An 18,264-nucleotide genomic window follows, 5' to 3' on the forward strand; every position below is an offset into this window, starting at 1 on the left:
GGTGGGGTGCGTCGCCGACACCCCGTGGGGAGGGAACCGAGTGAGTCCGACACCGAGTGCCGAGCAGTTCGATCTGGACCCCGACGCGGTGCGCGCGCTGGCCGCCGGAATGGGGACGGCGGGTCAGGAAGTCCAGGTCATCGGCAAGGGCGGCGCGCTGGCCGACGGCGTCTTCGAGTGCATGCCGAACGGCGACACACCCCAGGCGTACCTAGTCGCGGCCCGCCGCGCCGACAAGGCGATGGCCGCCGTCGGCACCGCCCTGGCCGAACTCAGCGGCAAGACTGTCGCCGCCGTGATCACCTTCCGACAGCAGGACGACGCCCGCGCCGGTGCCCTGGCCGGGGTGACACCCCGATGAGCCAGCACCTGACCGTCCCGCAGGTCGAATCCTGGAAACCTGCCGCCTTCGGCGCCCAAGCCACCGAATTCGCCCGACAGGCAACCGAACTGCGCACCACCATCCAGGACCAGTACCGCGCGGTAGACGCCTCCCGCGACACCTTCCGCCGCGAAACCGGCGACGCCATGCGCACCCGCTTCGACGAAGTCCGCACCAAGGCGCTGCTCATCGCCGACGCCCTCGACCGCGGCCGCGACGCCGCCACCTCGGCCCACTGGACCATCAGCTCCGCCCAGGGCTTCCTGGCCGCGAAGAAGGCCGACGCGCTCGCCAAGACCTTCGACGTCCACGACGACGGCACCTGCGTGATCTCCGAAACCACCAAGCAGCGCCTGTATTCCGCACTCGCGAGCCAATCCACCGACCCGAACGTCATCGCCGACAAATACACCACCGCGATGGCCGCACTCCAACTCGACGCCAACACCCACACCGCCGCGATCAAGGCAGCCCTCACCGGCGCGATGAACGCCGACACCGCCGCGAAATCCGCCATCGAAGCCGCCTTCGAAAACCTCCCCACCCCCGAATCTTTCGGCAACGCCACCACCCCGGCTTCCACCGTGCCGACGAGCACGCAGCCGCCGGAAAACGGCACTCCACAACAGAATCGGGAGTGGTGGGACTCCCTGACCGCCGACCAGCAGCAGACGATCATCAAGGAATCGCCGGGTTCGATAGGAAATCTCGACGGCCTACCCGCTGTCGTCCGCGACGAGGCCAATCGAAGCCGGATCGGCGGCGAATTCGACCGGCTCGAGGCAGACAAGACCAAGTTCCAAGACGCCATGGTGACCGCCAGCGCCACCGGTGACATGAGCGGTGTCGCGGCAGCCCAAACCGGCCTGGATCGCACGGAACAGAAACTCGAGGACCTCTCGGCGGTCAGTGCGGCCGTAGGTGCCAGCCCCACCGCCACATCTCCACCGCGCTATCTGATGGCGCTGGACATGGAATCCGGCCGCCAGGGGCGCGCGGCGGTATCGGTGGGCAATCCCGATACCGCAGAACATATTTCGGTGACGACACCGGGTCTCGGCTCGGATCTGAACGAGACCCTCCTGGGCGGTGGCGAACCCAAGAACGTCAACGGCGGCATGATGGGTGAGGCACAGAATCTCATCGCGACGTCCGAGGCCCAGTTGGCGGCGGCGGGACGCGGTGGTGAGCAGGTCGCCTCGATCGCCTGGTTCGGTTACGACCCGCCACAGGGTGGGACGGACCTGTCCGCCATCACGCCGGACATGATCAACGTGCTCAACGAGGGTCGAGCGCAGGAGGCGGCACAACCGCTGTCGTCGTTCTACACCGGCCTCGACGTGGCCAGCGAGACGAACGATCCGCACATCACCGCACTGGGGCATTCCTACGGCTCGTTGGCGACAAGCCATGCGCTACAGCAGCAATCAGGTGTTGTCGACGATGTCGTGTTCTACGGATCTCCTGGTCTGGGCGCCGACGTCTACGCCCCGGGGGTCGGCGGGCTCGGAGCGCCGATCACGAACCTCGGCTTCAACGACGCGGTGGAGAACGCCGGTGATCTCGGCGTGCGCGACGGTCACGTGTATGAGATGAGCGAGTACTGGGACGCGGTCGCGAACTCGAATGCGTTCGGCCGCAGCCCGAACCAGATGCCCTGGGTGACCCACCTCAGTACGGACCCGATCACCGTCCAGGACCCGGTCACCGGCGATGGTGTCACCTACACCGGCGGCAGCGGTCACTCCGAGTACGGACGGTCCGACGGAGCGAACCTGCACCGCTCCGGATACAACCTGGCCGCGATCGTCGCCGGTCTCCCCGAGAACGCCACCAACCCTCGGACGGGGCAGTGATCGCGGGTGCTCTTCCGGAAGCTGGAAACGACAGGCAGGGCACTGGCCTGGGCAGTCGTGATAGGCGCCGCGTGCCTGGTCGCCTCGATGGTGGCGACGCTGCTGGTGTGGGGCTGGGCGAATCGAGACAGCGGATATCCTCCGGAACCGATCACCCCGGAGAGCATCGCGCGCGCCGAGGAAGACATGCGTCCGCGCGGTTCCTTCGAGGACGCGCTGGCCCGCGGAGACCAACTCTTCGCCGTGCTGCAGAACGTGATCGGCGGCCTCGAACCCGGCATTCAGTTTCACCCCAGAATCACCGGCGAGATCACGGACTGCGGTGGTTCCTATGGCGCGGCTGGTGGGCGCGAATCGAAATACCGATCGTCCGACGGCACGCCGACGCTGGCGAGCGACAACTGGCGGGAAGTGAACGATCGGTCGATCGCCGCCGCGGCGGAAGCCGGTATCGAACTGGTCCCGATCAGGGAAGACGACCCGGTGTGGTTGAACCAGGTCGCCCTCGAGACACCGGATGGTGGATTCGAGATCACCATCTTCAATACCTCGCACGACCATGCCGACGGCGAGAGGACCGTCATCGCGATGGTGGTCAAGTGCCACCTGCCCGCCGACAAGCTCAATTCCCCGGTGAAGCCGACGAAATGACGAATTCCCCGAACGAGAACCGCGCCCGTTCTCCCCATGCGCCATACGGATCGGAGTCGGCATGACAATCAACGACACCTCCCCCTCCGGCCTCTGGCAGGCAGCCTGCGACGGACGATTCCGCCTCGAAGCCGACGCGGCCCAGGAATGCGCGGCGCACTACGCCTGGCTCGCCGACCAATTGGAACAGCGGATCGCTGATGCAGGTCGCCTCAACAAGCTGTCCGGGTTCGGCGGATTCGATTCGGCACAAGCCCTGCAACGGGGTTTCGAGGGTAAGGCGGATCAGGGAGTTGCCGCATTGCAGAGCGTTCAACGGGAGTGCTGGGAGTTGCAGGCCGCGGTGTTGAGAGCCGGTGGGGCCCTGGACGAGACCGACTTGGCCTCGGCGACCCGCATTCTGAGTAAGCGATCCGAGGTGGCCTCATGAACGGGTTCGAGCGGTGCGCGTTCTCTGCGCTCGCGCTCGCGATCGGCGTGGCGGCAGCGGGGTGCACGGGTGCCGATCCGGCGGATTCACCGCCGGTCACGGAGGATGGCGGGTCGTCGCTGGGGAGTTCGAGCGTTCGACCGACATTGACCGATGCCAGGTTGCAGCCGCCTTCGCAGGACAACAAGTACACCAAGGCGGGCGGTCGTCCGGCTGTCGTGGTCGATCCGTGCACGTGGATACCGGACGAAACGATTCACGCCATCGACCTCGATCCGGCCACCCGTCAGCGCGGCCGCGATCTGGTAGCCGAATACACTTTTCTCACTTGCGATTTCGCCGCTCCGACCGGCGGCGAGAAATGGCGACTTCAAGTCGACTCCGGCAACGTGTCACTCGACGAGGTGCGTCAGAAGTACGCGGGTCGGACCGAGAACGTCGATATCAACGGTCGGGAAGCGGTCCGAACCGTCAAGAACGGCGAGAAGACCTGCGCGGTCGATCTCCGGACATCGGTCGGATACTTCGGCGTCGAAGCGGCGTACGCGGCTATTCCCGGCGCCGACACCGCAGCACCCTGCGACAAGGCAATGGAATACGCCCGCGCCCTCGAACCGGTGATCGGCACCGGCAACTGACATGTTCCGAATGAAGGGTGGGGACCTGTGACGGGTGAGATTCCGCTGATCCCGGGCGTGATCGGGATGACGACCGCGCAGCAGCCCAAGTCGACTCCCGAGACGGCGGCGGTGTTCGACGCGGCGACGGGGACGCAGCGCAAGGCGGCGGAGATCGGGGTGGGGGCGGCGGGGGCCGATCCGGCGTATATCCAGATGATGGAGGAGTTCGCCGCCATGCCCCACGCGGAGATCTACCGCCGCGCCCAGGAGATGCGGCCGGGGGTGATGATGCAGACCGCCGAGACCTGGAAGGCGATCAGCACCGCGCTCACCGGCAATGTCATCGGCATCACGGCCAAGGTGAACGCGACGATCGCGCGCGGCTGGGAGGGGCAGACCGCGCAGGCGATCAGTGCGGCGACGACGGCACTGACCGGGCGGTTGACCGAGTTGCAGAACGTGACGCAGGCGGTGGCGTGGCGGGTGGAGGCGGCCGGGTTCGGTGCCGAGGTGGTGAAGGCGCAGATCCAGCCACCACCGGCGGCGGTGGCGGGGCCGACTGTGCTCGGTGCCGAGAATCCGGTCGACGCGGTCGGTTCGACGCAGGCCCAGTCGGAAGCGTGGCAGGCCGCCATCTGGACCATGCGCAACAACTATCAACCGACCTATGAACCTGCGGGCCAGGGCGTTCCGGTGTTCCCGACATCGAATGGATTGGGCGGCACCGAGATTCCGGCCGACACCGGCGGCGGTTCGCCCGCCTCGAACGGAACACGGGAGGGCACCGAACCCGGCACCACGCCCCCTTCGGACCCGGACCAGCCGACCGACGACACAACCTCGAGTACGGCCGCTGGGCAGAATTCGTCCTCGTCGGATGACGACTCGTCCGATGACAACTCGGATACCACCGACAACGCGACGACCGACGATCCCACCACCGACGACTCGACCGGCAACGACGACACCACCGCGGCCTCCACCCAACAGCCTTCGTCCGGTTCCCCGACAACTACCGGTGCCCCAGGCGGCGCACCAACGGGTAACCCGACCGGCTCGCCCAGCGCAGGTACCCCCGCACCGGGCGGCCAAGGCACGGGCACCCCGAACCCGGGCGGCCCGGTCGTACCGGGCAACCCCGCCAGAAACAGCACCCCACTCGCGAACACCACCCCGAACACCCGAGGCACCACACCCATGCACGGCATGCCAGGCATGGGCGCCCCCGCCGCCGCCCGCCAGAACCAGAAGGGCGACGACGAGCACCAGGGCCGCCCCGAACTACGCTTCCACCCCCGCAACCGCATCGACCTGGTCGGCCCACCCCAGGGCACCGTCCCCCCGGTGCTCGGAGCCAGATCCCCCGAGCGTCGCCGAAGTGCGGAGAGCGAGTCGCCGTAGTGCGCTGGGAGTTCACCGGTGACGAGTTCCTCTACGCGTGGGGCGAGAGCGGCAGCGATCGAATCCCCGCGCCACTGACGGTCACACCGTCGGTCCGCTGGCGTCACGAATGGGATGCCCTGGTGGCGGACCTGCGCGAACGGCTCCCGGCCGCACGGGACCCGGACCTGTCCGCGGTATTGCGCCTGGCGGCGGCTCCCGACATGGCGATCACGGTGATCGGCACACGCGAGGACAAACCCCTCCGCCTGTACTGCGCCTCGACACAGCAGAGCGCGGTGGCCCTCGCCCAACCACCCGCTGAGGACTGCACCGTGGTCGTCCGCACCGGAATCCCCACCTCCGTCCCGGCGTGGATAGCGCGGTTCGCCGGAGACCGGCGGGCCGGTGCCGCGCCGCCGCTGACGGAATCGGTCCACGCCCTCACCACCCCGGCGCAGGCCGTGGCCCTCGACTACGGAGAGCTGTCGACCGCCGACCGCGTGCACGATCTGCTCTCGGCGCCCCGGTCCGGCTACGGCCATGTGGAGGTCGTGCGCGGCAGGCCGGGATCATCCGACGGTCCGGCGCGGCGGTTTCTGAGTTGGTTCGATGTGGTCGACGACGGCCGATACGTCTATCGCTACCGGCATGGTGACCTCATGATCGAACCGTGTTCGTCCGCGCGGTTCGAGAAGCTCATGGCGCGAATGCTGGGTATTCGGTAGCGCTTGCCGCAGTGTTGCCGGTCACCGGACAGGCGCGCGTACTCTGCCCCGAGCGAGGTAGCGGCTAGGGTCTATCGCCATGGCGAAGGTGCGTGCTGTGCGGACTCGGGCGCGGATCGCCGCGCTGCTCCTGCTCGTCGGGGTGGCCGCGACCGGCTGTGGTTCCGGTGGCGACAGCGCGAGCCGCGACCTGTGTTCCCCACCCGGACCCGCCGCGGCCGCCGCCGCCCCGACCAACCTGGCCGCGGGCGAGACCGCGGGCGAGGACCGCTACACCACCGCCACCACCGTGCCGCTCGAGTCGATCGACACCGGCGCGCTCGGCCTGCTCACCCCGGGCAAGCTGAGCGTGGGCACGCTGTCGGACGCCCCGCCGAGCATCTGCGTGAACGGCGCGGGCACCTTCACCGGCTTCGACAACGAACTGCTGCGCGCGATCGGCGAGAAACTCGGTCTGCGGGTGGAGTTCTCGGGCACCGAGTTCGCCGGACTGCTGGCCCAGGTCTCGGGCAAGCGTTTCGATGTGGGATCGTCGAACATCACCACCACCGACGCGCGCCGTCAGCTGGTCGGCTTCACCAACGGTTACGACTTCGGCTACTTCTCGCTGGTGGTGCCGCAGGGCAGTGCCATCAAGGGCTTCGGCGATCTCGGGCCGAGCAGCCGGATCGCGGTCGTGCAGGGCACGGTGCAGGACGAATTCGTGGTCAACCAGCTGGGTCTGGACCCGGTGAAGTTCCCCGACTACAACACCGCCTACGCGAATCTGAAGTCCGGCCAGGTCGACGCGTGGGTCGCGCCGTCCGCCCAGGCCGAGGGTGCCATCGCGCCCGGTGACGGAATCACCATCTCGCAGAACACCTTCAGCCTGGACAACTTCGTCGGCTACGCGGTCGCCAAGAACAACCAGCCGCTCATCGACGCGCTCAACGCCGGGCTCGACGCCGTGATCGCCGACGGCACCTACGCGCGCCTCTACGCCGACTGGGTGCCGCGTGAACTCCCGCCCGGCTGGAAGCCCGGCTCCAAAGCCGTACCGGCACCGCAACTTCCGGACTTCGCCGCGCTCGCCGCCGAGCACGGGACCGACGAGACCGAGCAGGTCGCGCAGAAGTCCACCCTGCAACAGCTCGGTGACACCTTCTTCGACTGGTCGCTGTATCGCAAGGCGCTGCCGGACCTGATCAAGACCGGTCTGCCCAACACTCTGATCCTGGCGCTGGTCTCGGGCGCGCTCGGCACGGTGCTCGGCATGATCCTCGCGGTCATGGGCATCTCGCGCACCCGCTGGCTGCGCTGGCCCGCCCGCGTCTACACCGACATCTTCCGCGGCCTGCCCGCGGTGGTGATCATCCTGCTCATAGGCCTCGGCATCGGCCCGGTGGTCCGCGATGTCACCGGCGGCAATCCGTACTGGCTGGGCGCGGTGGCGTTGGCGCTGCTGGCCTCGGCCTATATCGGCGAGATCTTCCGCTCCGGCATCCAGTCGGTGGAGCCCGGACAGCTCGAGGCGGCGCGCGCCATCGGCTTCGGCTACCGCCAGGCGATGACGCTGGTGGTGATCCCGCAGGGTGTGCGCCGGGTGCTGCCCGCGCTGATGAACCAGTTCATCGCGCTGATCAAGGACTCCTCGCTGATCTACTTCCTCGGCCTGCTCGCCTCCCAGCGTGAGCTGTTCGCGGTCGGTCGCGATCTCAACGCCCAGACCGGCAATCTGTCCCCGCTGGTCGCGGCGGGCCTGATGTATCTGGTGCTGACCATCCCGCTCACCCACCTGGTGAACTACATCGACCGGCGGATGCGCACCGGCAAACCCGCGCCCGCCGCCCCCATCGACCCGGTCGAGACGGCCGTCATCACGGAAGGGCGCTGATGAGTGCATCCCTGACCGGCTCCGGCCTGAACCTCACCCTGGGCAACAACCACATCCTGCGCGGGGTCGACATCCACGTCGAGGCGGGGCACGCGACCACCGTCATCGGCCCGTCCGGTTCCGGCAAATCGACGCTGCTGCGCGTGCTCAACCGCCTGCACGAACCCGATTCCGGTGACGTCCTGCTCGACGGCAAGTCCGTCCTGCGCGACAACCCCGACAAGCTGCGCCAGCGCATCGGCATGGTTTTCCAGCATTTCAACCTCTTCCCGCACAAGACCGTCGCCGACAACATCGCGCTCGGCCCGCGCAAACTGCGCGGTTTGTCCGCCGAGCAGGCTCGCGCGCTGGCCGTGGAACAGCTCGAGATCGTCGGGCTCGCCGACAAGGCCGACGCCCGGCCCGGCGCGCTGTCGGGCGGCCAGCAGCAGCGCGTCGCCATCGCCCGCGCGCTGGCGATGAAACCCGAGCTCATGTTCTTCGACGAGGCCACCTCGGCGCTGGACCCGGAGCTGGTCAAGGGCGTGCTCGCGCTCATGGCCGACCTCGCTTCGGGCGGCATGTCGATGATCGTGGTGACCCACGAGATGGGCTTCGCCCGCAGCGTCTCCGACAGCGTGGTCTTCATGGATCAGGGCGTGGTGGTGGAGACCGGCAGCCCCGACGCGCTCTTCGACGACGCCCAGACCCCGCGTCTGCGCCGCTTCCTCGATCAGGTCCTCTGACCAGGTCGAACGGGGTCGCGGCAAACCATGCGCAACTGCTAATGTCGGCATCGTTCCAGCTCCACTGACGAGTACAGGAGAGCACGATGACCACGGCACACGCCGAACATCTCGAACATTCCCATATCCACGGTCCCACCTGCGGGCATGTCGCCGTTCCCCACCAGGATCACGTCGACTACGTCCACGATGGGCACCTGCACCGCGAACACGACGGTCACTTCGACGAGTGCGAGCCCTCGGCACACGTCGAGCACACCGCCCATGACCACGAGCACGGACCCGGTTGCGGTCACGTCGCGGTCCCGCACGGCGACCACGTGGACTACATCCACGACGGTCACCGGCACGCGGCCCACGACGGCCACTACGACGACCACTGACCGACCGGTAGCACCCGCGGCCTCGACTACCCGCCGTCGACCAGCGCGTCGCGGCGGATGGTCGAGGCCGCATGCTCGGCGCAGGTGATGTCGGGGCCGCGTCGATCCGCGCGGTCAGCAACGCGCTCGGCGCGGGCGCGCGACGCAGAGGCCGCGTCGACCGTGTGCCCGATAGCACGCCTGGTGGACCCGATTGCGGAGACTCAGTCGCTCACGGTGGCGAACGCCGCCCAGAGCAGCGGTGAGTTCGCCGGGATCGGGTCGGCCTGCCAGTCGGCCAGGCGGCCACGCTGCCAGGCCAGCAGGGTGGGGATGGGTGTGGATGTCTCGTGGGCGGCGTCCACGGCGCACACCGCGGCCTGGAGGGGATGGGTGGTGGTGGCGGTCAGCGTGTGGAAGGCGTGGTCGGTGGGGAGTGGCCAGCGGGTCGCGGTGACCAGCTCGGCACCGGCCGCCAGCGCCGCGGTGGTGAGTCCGAGCGCCTCGGTGAAGCGCAGGTCACCGCCGCTTTCGCAGGCGATGAGCGCGACCCGGCTCGGCATCGGCCACAGCTCGCGGCCCGCCACGGGGGAGGCGTCGATGGTGTGGGTGCCCAGCAGCAGGTCCTTGGCCGAGAGCGGCCGGTGCGTGCGCTGCGCGGTGGCGAAACCCCTGGTGTCGGCGGTGCAGCTGAGGTGCAGTTGCGCGTGCTCGCTCTCGCCGGTCCCCGGTGCGGGCGCGGTGACGTGGCCGACGTAGACGAGCCTGCTCGCCCCCGCCCGTAGCGCCTCGGAGAGCCAGGCGCGGTCGGTGTCGACGCGGCGGAACAGGTCGACCGGATCGCGCACCGCGGGCACCAGCCGGTCGCCGTAGCTCGCGAAGTGCTGGGTCACCGCGGTGTCGAGGCTCGGCCTGCCCAGCACCGAGCCCAGCTCCGAATCCGCGCGGAACCCGGGCACCCTGGGGTCGAGCACGGCCACCACGGGTAGATCGCGGGTCTTGTTCCAGCGGCGCGTGATTCGGCCCTGCGCGCGCACAACCGACACCGGCGCCAGCAGGCTCACATCGGCGATGTCGAGCAGTCGCACCGTCGGATCCGGCGCGATGATCTCCCACGGCACCTGGGCCAAGCGGGGCGAAGGCTGGATGCGCAGGTGCGGGCGGATACCCCGCTGCCACATCTCGTAGAGCTGTACGGCCAGCCCGTAGGGGAGCAGGGTGCGCGAGAGGTCCTGTGCCAGCGTGTGTTCCGCGCCGGGATCGATCAGGGCGCCCCGGGTCATGATCCGGGGCAAGTCAGCAGGGTGCGCGGGGTCGGGGACCGCCTCGGTGAGTGTGCGCAGGGCCGCGCGGACCTCGTCGCGGGGTAGCGTCGCGACGCCGCGCGCGGCGGCGTCGTCGACCCACCGCCACGACACGTAGACGTCGCCCGCGTCCGCCATCCGGATGAGCGCGGTCGGCGCATCGCGGTGGGTCGTGCCGTTCGTGGTGGGTGTGGCGTCGTTCATAGGGAGATCACCCGCTTGTCGCGGACCGGGCGGCCGTAGCGGTGTTCGGCGTAGGTGATGAAGTCCGCCAGCACTATTCGTCCGTCATCGGACAGCAGCGGTGGCGCGGCGACGGGAATTCCTGCCGCCGAGGCGATGTCGGCCAGCGCGCTGCCGAGGTGCAGGGGTGTGTCGGTGGCGGGCGCTTCGCCGGGTTCATCGAGCAGACGGAAGCCGAGTGCGGGGGCGCTGGGTTCGGTGAAGGCGATCGGGTCGAGAGTCGTTCCCGCGCACTGGCTGTCGATCAGGTCGCTCACCAGCTGCGCGTTGCCGGAGCGGGCGGCGCAGTCGAAGGCCAGTCGCATGGCGGGTTCGGCGATCTCGCGGTGCCAGTGTTCGCGCTGGTTGCCATTGGGCAGGGTGTGGCGCACCGCGTCGATGGCGAGCGCGGCGGGCACGGCGAGATTCACCGCTCGGCCCAGCAACTCGGGGTCCGGCCGAGGCGCTCGCTCGATGGCACCGGCCAGCAGCTCGGCATGCCAGTAGTCGAGCTGGGCGCAGTGCATGCCGAGACCGTGCGCTGAGTACACCGCGAACACCTCGGCCAGCAGTGCCTCACCGCGCGGGAGATCGCCTTCGGCGCAGGTGACCGTCGCCAACCGGAGCCGGACATCCGCCGCGTCCAACACCGCGCCGGTGGACTCGAACCGCGTCAGCGCGCGCTCGTAATGCGCTCGGGCAGTGGCGATATCGCCCCGGCCTTCCGCGATGAAGCCCATGGTCTTGGCGCCGATACCCGACCAGTGCCCGAGTCCGGCCGCGTCGAAGGCCCGCTGACTGACCCGCAACGGTTCCTCGGCCTCGTCGAAACGGCCCAGGCGCGCCAGCATGATGGCCAGGTTCTGCTGTGATTCGGCGACCGAATCGGCCGCGCCCGCAGCCTCGAAGGCTGCCACGCCCTGGCGCGCGAAGTCGATCGCCAGTTCTCGACGCCCCGTCTCGAAAGTGCTGGCGGCCAAGTTCATCAGGGGATGTCCGGTCAGCTCGGGCGCGAAACGTTCAGTGACACCGAGTGATTCGTGTGCGAGCGCCGCCGCGTGGGCCCACTGCTGGCGGTGTAGGGCCACCGCTGTCAGCGAGAGCAGGCAGGCCACCCGCAGGAAACCCTGGTCGGGGTCGTCGGCCAGCAGGGCGCGTGCCTGTTCCAGCACCTCCTGCGCCGCGTCGAGTTCGCCCAGATGCTGGAGTGCCTGCGAGAGGTTCACCAGCGCGGCCGGTCGCTGAGGGGCCGCGTCCTCGGGCAGCACGGCCAACGCCGTCCGGAACAGCGTCACCGCGCGTCGGTGATCGCCCAGTTCGTCGGCCATGCTCGCGGCATTGATCAGCGCCGCGCTGCGCAGTCGCGGCGCCGCGCCCTCGGCGGCCCGCTCGAAGATCGCCAGTGCCGCACCCACCTCACCTCGCTGATACGCCGCATACCCCGCGGTGAGCTGCGCGTCGTCCTGTTCGGACGCCCTACCGGTAGCCGCCATCGCCTCCGCTCCCGTCCCTCATCAGAAGTCCCCATCCTCAGCCGCTGCTTCCGCCGCCAGAAGGGGTAGTCCGTGCGCACCGGTGAGCCGCTGGCGGGCGAAGTGGCGAATCCGCTCCCGCTGTTCGGACTCGTCGCTGAATCGCTCGTTCGGCCCGACGCCGGGCACGAACACGCGGACCGCTTTCACGGCGTGAGCGTCTTTCGGGAGTTCGCGACTGCCGACCCAGGAGTCGCCCTGTAATCGCAAGGCCATCAACAGGTCTTGCGTTGTCTCGCGGTCCGTTGCGCCGATGTCCGCTTGCCCGGACGCACTCGGCTGGCCGGAACGACCGCTCGACCGCACCGTGTCGGCCTCGGTGCGCACCCGCGCGAAGGGCCAAAGATGAGCGGGAACCGGCTCCCGGCAATCCGGCGCGGCGACAACCGAGACCCGCACCGTCGATACCCCCGCCGCCCGCGAAACTGCCCAGCTCACAGCCTGTTCGCTCGCATCGAGGAGGCCGGGCGGACACCGCCGCCAATCCCACCCGCCGGTCCCGCGCGCGACCGTCACCCCGTCTGTCGCCACCGCGCCCCCGGCTGCCAGCGCGTAATCGTCGCGCCGCTCCGGTCGCGCCGGTGCGAGCCGAGTTGATCTGTCCGCGTCGGCAGGATCGACACCGGCGCCGCCACCCGACACGTCCGGCCGCAGTTCGTGGACATCGGTTGCTGGAGTTCGGTCCAGTCCCCGCGCATCAACACCGGCGAGCACCATCTCGCACCGCTCGGTCAGTTCGGCCAGCTCGGAGTCGAGAAGCGCTGCATCTAGGGCGGGGATGCCGTCGAGTGTCGAGGCGGGCCACCAGCGAGTCACCCAGTGGGCGTAGGCGAGTCGACGGAGATCGGTGACCAGTTCGGGGAGTTCGGGCCGGGCTGTGAGTGCGTGGGGATGACCGTCGGCGACGGCCAGCGCGACGGATTCGCCGTAGACGGCCCACAGCCAGTCCTGTGCCGCGTCGCCGTCATCGAGGACGGCACCGGGGATCACCTCGTCCGACAGCAGGCCCCAACTCAGATGTCCACCAACGACTTCGAGGACGAGCACATCCAGGCCGGGCTCCGCATCGGTGACAAGTGGCGTCCCTTCGGGTGCCAGAGTCCACAGTCCACCGCGATCACGCAGATCGACAACCGTCATCAGCTGGCCCTCGCTTCCACACCGGTCGCCACCCCGGCGGACAGCACCTGCTTCACCCGATCGCGATGATCCAGCATCACCGACCGAGCCACCCCATCCAGCAGATCCCACAACTCATCCGGCCCCCACACCCCGGCCTCCCGCACATCCCGCCCGTGCAACCGCACCCACAACCTGCGCAGATACGGCCGCCAAGGCACCCGCAACTCCGCCGCCACGATGCCCAGCGCCCCACCATCTCCCGCCGCTCCGGACACGCCGTCCACCCGCCCCAGCGTCTCGGCACCCGACGCGGCGACCACGGTCCCGTGTGCCACCACATGTACCGCGAGTCGCCGTGCCTGCAAGACGTACGCTTCCCGCCGCCACCGCGCATTGATCACCTCGTGCGCCCGCGACCCACCTCGCGGCCCGGCTTGGTCCGCGGTGATCGGTGAAAGTCCCAGCGCCAACTCGGTTCCCGCCGCGGCTGCCACTCGCAACGACTCGTCCAGCAGCCCCCACGGCGCGCAACTGCGGGAGATCTCCCGCAGAACCAGCTCGGGGATCTCGGGTAGATCCGTCCGGTCGGTGCTGCCCTGCAACACGGTGAACACCCGTTCGTAGACGGTCCGATCGAACGGCAGGGCGAGGTTCGCCGTCGACGCCGACGCGCCGAGTTGCGGCCGGTGTGGGCTCGGATGACAGGTGAGTCCCAGAGCATCGGCACCGTGGGCCGCGTGGACGTGCCACAGCGCGATCCCGCGACGCGTACCGACCCGGTCCTCGACGAGGTCGTCGAACAGGGGTCCGGCGTCGGCGGGGTCACCGGCGCGGGCGAGGGTGCAGGCGTCGAGCAACTCGGTGAGTTCGGCGGCCCGATCCCGTGTGCCATAGTCGGCCACCGGCCGTCGCGACCACGCCAACACCAGCAGTTCGGTGAGTTCGGCGGCCCGATGTGGCTCGGTGACGTGGGCTTTCAGGGCGGCGGTGGTACGTCCGCCCGTGCTCTCGTGGACTTCGCGCAGCGTCGCGACAGCGAGTGTGCGGGCCCGCTCACCGGCGGGCGTCCCGTGCAGCGTCGCCAGCTCGAAGCAGCGCTGGAAATACAGGTCCTGGGCGTTGCCCTCGGTGATCCGCAGACTCCGGCGGACCTGCTTGAGCAGGACGAACCAGGCCGCGCAGGCGCGCAGGGTGTCGGACTGGGCGTGCACCAGGGCGGTCAGCAGGGCGACGCCGTCGTCGTCGAGGACGGCGGGCGCGCACAGCGGATGCCGCACCGGCCGGATGACCAGCGGATCCAGGATCAACTTCACGGTCCGCCGCAACGGCCCGCCGGGCGCGCCGCTGAGCGCCTCGACACCGTCGAGACCCCGCCACACCTCGTCGAGCACCATGGCGCGGGATCTTCGCATTCGACCAGGTTAATGGCATATCCGGCGGACAGCGGGGAGAAAAGTTGGGATCGGTAGGCGGTGCGCGATTTCTACCTTTCTCGTAACGGGTCACCCACACCGACCCGCGACACCGAGAGAACGGAAACACCATGAACACCAAGCTGATCGCCGCCCTCGCCGCTGCCGCCACCGCCACCGCCCTGGCGGTCACCGGGTGCTCGGACTCCGGCGACACCCCGGCCCCCAGCGGCCCGGGATCGGCCGCGCCCGCCGCGGGCAAGTCCAGCGCCAGCGTCGACGGCAAGGAGTTCGCCGCGAAGTTCGACACCACCTGCGCCCAGCAGGCGGGCACGCTGGCCCTGGCGCTCACCGACACGGCCAACGCCACCTACGGCACCCTCTCGGTCAGCGCCTCGCTCGCGGGCGAGACCGTGCAGGCCGTGGCCATCGCGGGCAGCCAGGGCGGTGCCAACGGCCTGCCCTACGCCGTGGGCTACGGCAACGGCCAGCCGGGCGGATCGGCCCAGCTCAGCAAGGACGGCAACACCTATCGGATCACCGGCGAGGGTGTCGGCGCGCCCGACCTCACCAACCCGCTGGCGGGGCCGTCGATGGTGAAGTTCGACATCACCTTCGCCTGCTCGACCATCGTCGGCGCCTGACCCCACCGCGACCCGGTCGCACTCGACAAGGAGGAATCATGAAATCCAAGATCCGTGCGGCCGCGGTCGCGTTCGGGGTACTCGCCGTCGGCTACTACCTCTACTACGGCCTCACCTACACCCCCGACGAGTTCACCGGCGCCATGCTCGGCTGGGTGGGCCCGCAGATGGCGCTGCCGATCATGGCCGCGACCATCGTCCCGATCGCCTTCGCCTTCACCGGTGACGGCATCCTCGAGGCGTTCACCGGCCGCAACAGCTCGGAGTTCCGCGACGGCGCGGTCGGCATCGGCACCATCGTCTCCTACCGGCAGACGGGGGTTTCGGTGAACGATCAACCGCAGGTCAGGATCGAATTCCGGGTCGAGGGTGCCGACGGCAAGGTCTTCGACTCGCACACCAAGATGATCGTGCCGCTCACCGAACTGGCGCTGTTGCAGCCGGGGGTGGTGCTGCCGGTGCGCTACCTGCCCGGCCGCACCGACAAGGTCGAGGTGGACCGCTCCGGTGACAGCGGCGCCGCCCAGCGGGCCATGAACGAGTCGCTGATCCGCAAGGGCATCACCACCCGCGCCAAGCTCGACATCGCCGAGCGTGGACTCGCCGCGCAGGCCGTGGTGCGGCGCCTCGACGTGCCCGGCCGTATCCGCGGCGGCTACACCGAGGTGGTGCTCGGGCTGGTGGTGACCAGGCCCGACGGCAGTACCTTCGAGACCAGCGCCGAGAAGTTCCTGCCGCCGACCGCGGTCGGATCGGTGCAGGTCGGGCGGATCGTGCGGGTCCACTACCTGCCCGGCAACGAACAGGAGGTGGTGATCGCCCTGCCGGTCAACGCGGGATGACCCAGTTTTGGTCGGGCGTTCATCTTCGCGTTCCCGGCGGCTCGCCTGGGCTGCTTACCGTGCCGGAGTCCGTACTACCCGGGAGTCACCGTGAGTCCGAAACCGCTCGCCCTGTTCGTCACACACGACGGCCAGTCGGCACGCGCCGCCCTGACCTGTGAATACAAGTGTGGCAACGCCTGTTTCCACGAGCCGCCGAACACCTCCGACGGCGCCTACTTCGGTGACATCGTCAGCGGTCTCAACCGCCGCGGCCTGATCAAGGGCGGCGCGGCCGCGGTGCTGGCGATCGGCGCGGCGAGCGCGCTGGCCGCCTGCGGGGACGACACCTCCGGCACGGGCGACGCCCCCAGCGGCAGCGGCACCCCCGCCACCGGCACCGACTTCACCGCCGTCACCCCCAACAAGGACGACGCGCTGGTGATCCCCGAGGGCTACGAGCAGCAGGTGGTGCTGCGCTGGGGCGACCCGCTCTTCGCCGACGCCCCCGCCTTCGACTTCGACAACCAGAGCGCCGCCGCCCAGCTGAAGCAGTTCGGCTACAACAACGACTTCGCGGCCCTGCTGCCCGTCGAGGGCCAGCCCAACAGCTTCCTGCTGGTGGTCAACCACGAGTACACCACCGGCCCGATGATGTTCCGCGGTTACGACAAGGACAAGCCCACCGACGAGCAGATCGCCATCACCAAGGCCGCGCACGGCCTGACCGTGGTGGAGGTCAAGGGCGAGGCGGGCAGCGGCAGGCTCACCCCTGTTTTCGGCAAGTACAACCGCCGCATCACCGCCGACACCGAGTTCGTCCTCACCGGTCCCGCCGCGGGCAGCGAGTTCACCCGCACCGGCGCCGACGCCGCGGGCACCAAGGTGCTCGGCACCTTCGCCAACTGCGCCGGTGGTGTAACCCCCTGGGGCACCATCCTTTCCGGTGAGGAGAACTTCAACGGCTACTTCGCCAACGGCGACAAGGCCGACGATCCGAAGGGTCGCCTGAAGCGCTACGGCCTCACCGAGGGCACCACCGCCAATCGCTGGGAGCGCGTCGACAAGCGGTTCGATCTGGCGCAGGAAGCCAACGAGCCCAACCGGTTCGGCTATGTCGTCGAGGTGAATCCATGGGATGCGACCTCCACGCCGATCAAGCACTCGGCCATGGGCAGGCTCAAGCACGAGGGCGCCTCGATCTATGTCACCGCCGCCGGTGACGTCGTCTCCTACACCGGTGACGACGAGAAGTTCGACTACATGTACAAATTCGTGTCCAAGCGCAAGGTCCAGTCGGGCACCGGTGCCGCCGCCATGCGGCACAACCTGACCATTCTCGACGCGGGCACCCTCTACGTCGCCAAGCTCACCGGCGACCACGCCGATCAGATCGACGGCAGCGGCAAGGTCCCCTCCGGTCAGGGCTTCACCGGCAAGGGCCAGTGGATTCCGCTGCTCGAGACCGGCGAGGACGGCCAGGCCAAGTCCCTGGTGGAGGGCTTCAGCGCCGCCGAGGTCGCGGTGTTCACCCGCCAGGCCGCCGACAAGGTGGGCGCCACCAAGATGGACCGCCCCGAGGACTTCGAGGCCAACCCGTTCACCGGCAAGGTCTATGTGGCGCTGACCAACAACGACAACCGGGCCAAGGAGGGCAAGCCGGGCGTCGACGAGGCCAACCCGCGCAAGCTCAACAAGAACGGCCAGGTCCTGGAGCTCACCGACAACCACACCGGCACCGATTTCACCTGGTCGCTGCTGCTGGTCTGCGGTGACCCCGCCGCCGCCGACACCTACTTCGCCGGTTTCGACAAGACCAAGGTCAGCCCGATCTCCTGCCCGGACAACCTGGCTTTCGACCCGCACGGCAACCTGTGGATCTCCACCGACGGCAACGCCCTCAAGACCAACGACGGCCTGTTCGCGGTGACCCTCGACGGCCCCAACCGTGGTGAGACCAAGCAGTTCCTCACCGTGCCCAAGGGCGCGGAGACCTGCGGTCCGATCGTCACCGAGCAGCGTGTCATCGTCTCGGTGCAGCATCCCGGCGAGGGCGACGACGCCACCCCCGACAACCCGCAGTCGCACTGGCCCGACGGCGGCAGCTCCCAGCCGCGCCCGGCCGTGGCGGTGGTGTGGAAGAAGAACGGCGGCCGTATCGGCGTCTAGCCGACACCTGACCCGCTGACGACGCCGTCAC

17 protein-coding genes are annotated in these 18,264 nt (G+C 69.0%); 13 read left to right on the top strand and 4 right to left on the bottom strand.

Going from position 1 to position 18,264, the window contains the following annotated elements:
- Positions 1-40: 40 nt before the first annotated feature.
- The 10 genes from QC180_RS03365 (at position 41) to QC180_RS03410 (ending at position 9,028) form a co-directional block, all read left to right on the top strand.
- Positions 41-361 (top strand): WXG100 family type VII secretion target, encoded by a 321-nt coding sequence (locus QC180_RS03365; protein ID WP_278261048.1) that lies wholly within the window; start codon positions 41-43, stop codon positions 359-361.
- Complete coding sequence (locus tag QC180_RS03370; protein ID WP_278261049.1) at positions 358-2,238, top strand: alpha/beta hydrolase; 1,881 nt, start codon at positions 358-360, stop codon at positions 2,236-2,238. Before QC180_RS03365 ends, QC180_RS03370 begins: the two co-directional genes overlap by 4 nt.
- Positions 2,239-2,325: 87 nt before the next feature.
- Positions 2,326-2,889 (top strand): LppA family lipoprotein, encoded by a 564-nt coding sequence (locus QC180_RS03375; RefSeq protein ID WP_278261202.1) that lies wholly within the window; start codon positions 2,326-2,328, stop codon positions 2,887-2,889.
- A 61-nt stretch (positions 2,890-2,950) separates the two neighbouring features.
- The gene (locus QC180_RS03380; protein WP_278261050.1) at positions 2,951-3,319 is read left to right on the top strand and encodes a hypothetical protein; all 369 of its coding nucleotides are present in this window, start codon (positions 2,951-2,953) and stop codon (positions 3,317-3,319) included.
- Entirely contained in the window at positions 3,316-3,957 is a 642-nt protein-coding gene (locus QC180_RS03385; protein ID WP_278261051.1) for a DUF3558 family protein, read from the top strand. Before QC180_RS03380 ends, QC180_RS03385 begins: the two co-directional genes overlap by 4 nt.
- Positions 3,958-3,984: 27 nt before the next feature.
- Positions 3,985-5,340 carry a hypothetical protein gene (locus tag QC180_RS03390; protein WP_278261052.1) on the top strand — a complete coding sequence of 452 codons (1,356 nt, stop codon included), beginning with the start codon at positions 3,985-3,987 and terminating at the stop codon, positions 5,338-5,340.
- Positions 5,340-6,047, top strand: a complete 708-nt coding sequence (locus QC180_RS03395; RefSeq protein ID WP_278261053.1) for an ESX secretion-associated protein EspG — start codon at positions 5,340-5,342, stop codon at positions 6,045-6,047. The genes QC180_RS03390 and QC180_RS03395 overlap by 1 nt, the downstream gene beginning before the upstream one ends.
- A 79-nt stretch (positions 6,048-6,126) precedes the next feature.
- A complete protein-coding gene (locus QC180_RS03400) occupies positions 6,127-7,920 on the top strand; it encodes an ABC transporter substrate-binding protein/permease (RefSeq protein ID WP_278261054.1) in 1,794 nt (597 codons plus the stop codon).
- Positions 7,920-8,645 (top strand): amino acid ABC transporter ATP-binding protein, encoded by a 726-nt coding sequence (locus tag QC180_RS03405; protein WP_278261055.1) that lies wholly within the window; start codon positions 7,920-7,922, stop codon positions 8,643-8,645. Before QC180_RS03400 ends, QC180_RS03405 begins: the two co-directional genes overlap by 1 nt.
- A gap of 86 nt (positions 8,646-8,731) precedes the next feature.
- A complete protein-coding gene (locus tag QC180_RS03410) occupies positions 8,732-9,028 on the top strand; it encodes a hypothetical protein (protein WP_278261056.1) in 297 nt (98 codons plus the stop codon).
- A gap of 203 nt (positions 9,029-9,231) precedes the next feature.
- Here the strand turns inward: QC180_RS03410 and QC180_RS03415 are convergent, their stop codons facing one another.
- Genes QC180_RS03415 through QC180_RS03430 form a run of 4 tightly spaced genes read right to left on the bottom strand, consistent with a single transcriptional unit; the run spans position 9,232 to position 14,581 of the window.
- A complete protein-coding gene (locus QC180_RS03415) occupies positions 9,232-10,515 on the bottom strand; it encodes a CHAT domain-containing protein (RefSeq protein WP_278261057.1) in 1,284 nt (427 codons plus the stop codon).
- Positions 10,512-12,026, bottom strand: a complete 1,515-nt coding sequence (locus QC180_RS03420; RefSeq protein ID WP_278261058.1) for a tetratricopeptide repeat protein — start codon at positions 12,024-12,026, stop codon at positions 10,512-10,514. Before QC180_RS03420 ends, QC180_RS03415 begins: the two co-directional genes overlap by 4 nt.
- 21 nt (positions 12,027-12,047) lie before the next feature.
- Entirely contained in the window at positions 12,048-13,205 is a 1,158-nt protein-coding gene (locus QC180_RS03425; protein ID WP_278261059.1) for a hypothetical protein, read from the bottom strand.
- The gene (locus tag QC180_RS03430; RefSeq protein ID WP_278261203.1) at positions 13,205-14,581 is read right to left on the bottom strand and encodes a hypothetical protein; all 1,377 of its coding nucleotides are present in this window, start codon (positions 14,579-14,581) and stop codon (positions 13,205-13,207) included. The genes QC180_RS03425 and QC180_RS03430 overlap by 1 nt, the downstream gene beginning before the upstream one ends.
- A gap of 149 nt (positions 14,582-14,730) precedes the next feature.
- Between QC180_RS03430 and QC180_RS03435 the strand changes: the two genes are divergently transcribed.
- The 3 genes from QC180_RS03435 to QC180_RS03445 all read left to right on the top strand — a co-directional run bounded on the left by QC180_RS03435 (position 14,731) and on the right by QC180_RS03445 (position 18,233).
- Positions 14,731-15,243 carry a lipoprotein LpqH gene (locus QC180_RS03435; protein WP_278261060.1) on the top strand — a complete coding sequence of 171 codons (513 nt, stop codon included), beginning with the start codon at positions 14,731-14,733 and terminating at the stop codon, positions 15,241-15,243.
- 38 nt (positions 15,244-15,281) lie between these two features.
- Positions 15,282-16,085: a hypothetical protein gene (locus tag QC180_RS03440; RefSeq protein ID WP_278261061.1), complete on the top strand. Its 804-nt coding sequence runs from the start codon at positions 15,282-15,284 to the stop codon at positions 16,083-16,085.
- 90 nt (positions 16,086-16,175) lie between these two features.
- Positions 16,176-18,233 (top strand): PhoX family protein, encoded by a 2,058-nt coding sequence (locus QC180_RS03445; RefSeq protein WP_278261062.1) that lies wholly within the window; start codon positions 16,176-16,178, stop codon positions 18,231-18,233.
- The last annotated feature ends 31 nt before the right edge of the window (positions 18,234-18,264 follow it).

The sequence above is a fragment of the Nocardia anocheti genome, from assembly GCF_029675105.1.
Taxonomy (GTDB): domain Bacteria; phylum Actinomycetota; class Actinomycetes; order Mycobacteriales; family Mycobacteriaceae; genus Nocardia.

Bases quoted from the DNA above. Each gene is read 5' to 3' on its own strand.
- QC180_RS03415 (WP_278261057.1), bottom strand. From the start codon at position 10,515: ATGAACGACGCCACACCCACCACGAACGGCACGACCCACCGCGATGCG.
- QC180_RS03375 (WP_278261202.1), top strand. From the start codon at position 2,326: ATGGTGGCGACGCTGCTGGTGTGGGGCTGGGCGAATCGAGACAGCGGA.
- QC180_RS03405 (WP_278261055.1), top strand. From the start codon at position 7,920: ATGAGTGCATCCCTGACCGGCTCCGGCCTGAACCTCACCCTGGGCAAC.
- QC180_RS03385 (WP_278261051.1), top strand. From the start codon at position 3,316: ATGAACGGGTTCGAGCGGTGCGCGTTCTCTGCGCTCGCGCTCGCGATC.
- QC180_RS03370 (WP_278261049.1), top strand. From the start codon at position 358: ATGAGCCAGCACCTGACCGTCCCGCAGGTCGAATCCTGGAAACCTGCC.
- QC180_RS03380 (WP_278261050.1), top strand. From the start codon at position 2,951: ATGACAATCAACGACACCTCCCCCTCCGGCCTCTGGCAGGCAGCCTGC.
- QC180_RS03430 (WP_278261203.1), bottom strand. From the start codon at position 14,581: ATGGTGCTCGACGAGGTGTGGCGGGGTCTCGACGGTGTCGAGGCGCTC.
- QC180_RS03420 (WP_278261058.1), bottom strand. From the start codon at position 12,026: ATGGCGGCTACCGGTAGGGCGTCCGAACAGGACGACGCGCAGCTCACC.
- QC180_RS03435 (WP_278261060.1), top strand. From the start codon at position 14,731: ATGAACACCAAGCTGATCGCCGCCCTCGCCGCTGCCGCCACCGCCACC.
- QC180_RS03440 (WP_278261061.1), top strand. From the start codon at position 15,282: ATGAAATCCAAGATCCGTGCGGCCGCGGTCGCGTTCGGGGTACTCGCC.
- QC180_RS03400 (WP_278261054.1), top strand. From the start codon at position 6,127: ATGGCGAAGGTGCGTGCTGTGCGGACTCGGGCGCGGATCGCCGCGCTG.
- QC180_RS03425 (WP_278261059.1), bottom strand. From the start codon at position 13,205: ATGACGGTTGTCGATCTGCGTGATCGCGGTGGACTGTGGACTCTGGCA.
- QC180_RS03410 (WP_278261056.1), top strand. From the start codon at position 8,732: ATGACCACGGCACACGCCGAACATCTCGAACATTCCCATATCCACGGT.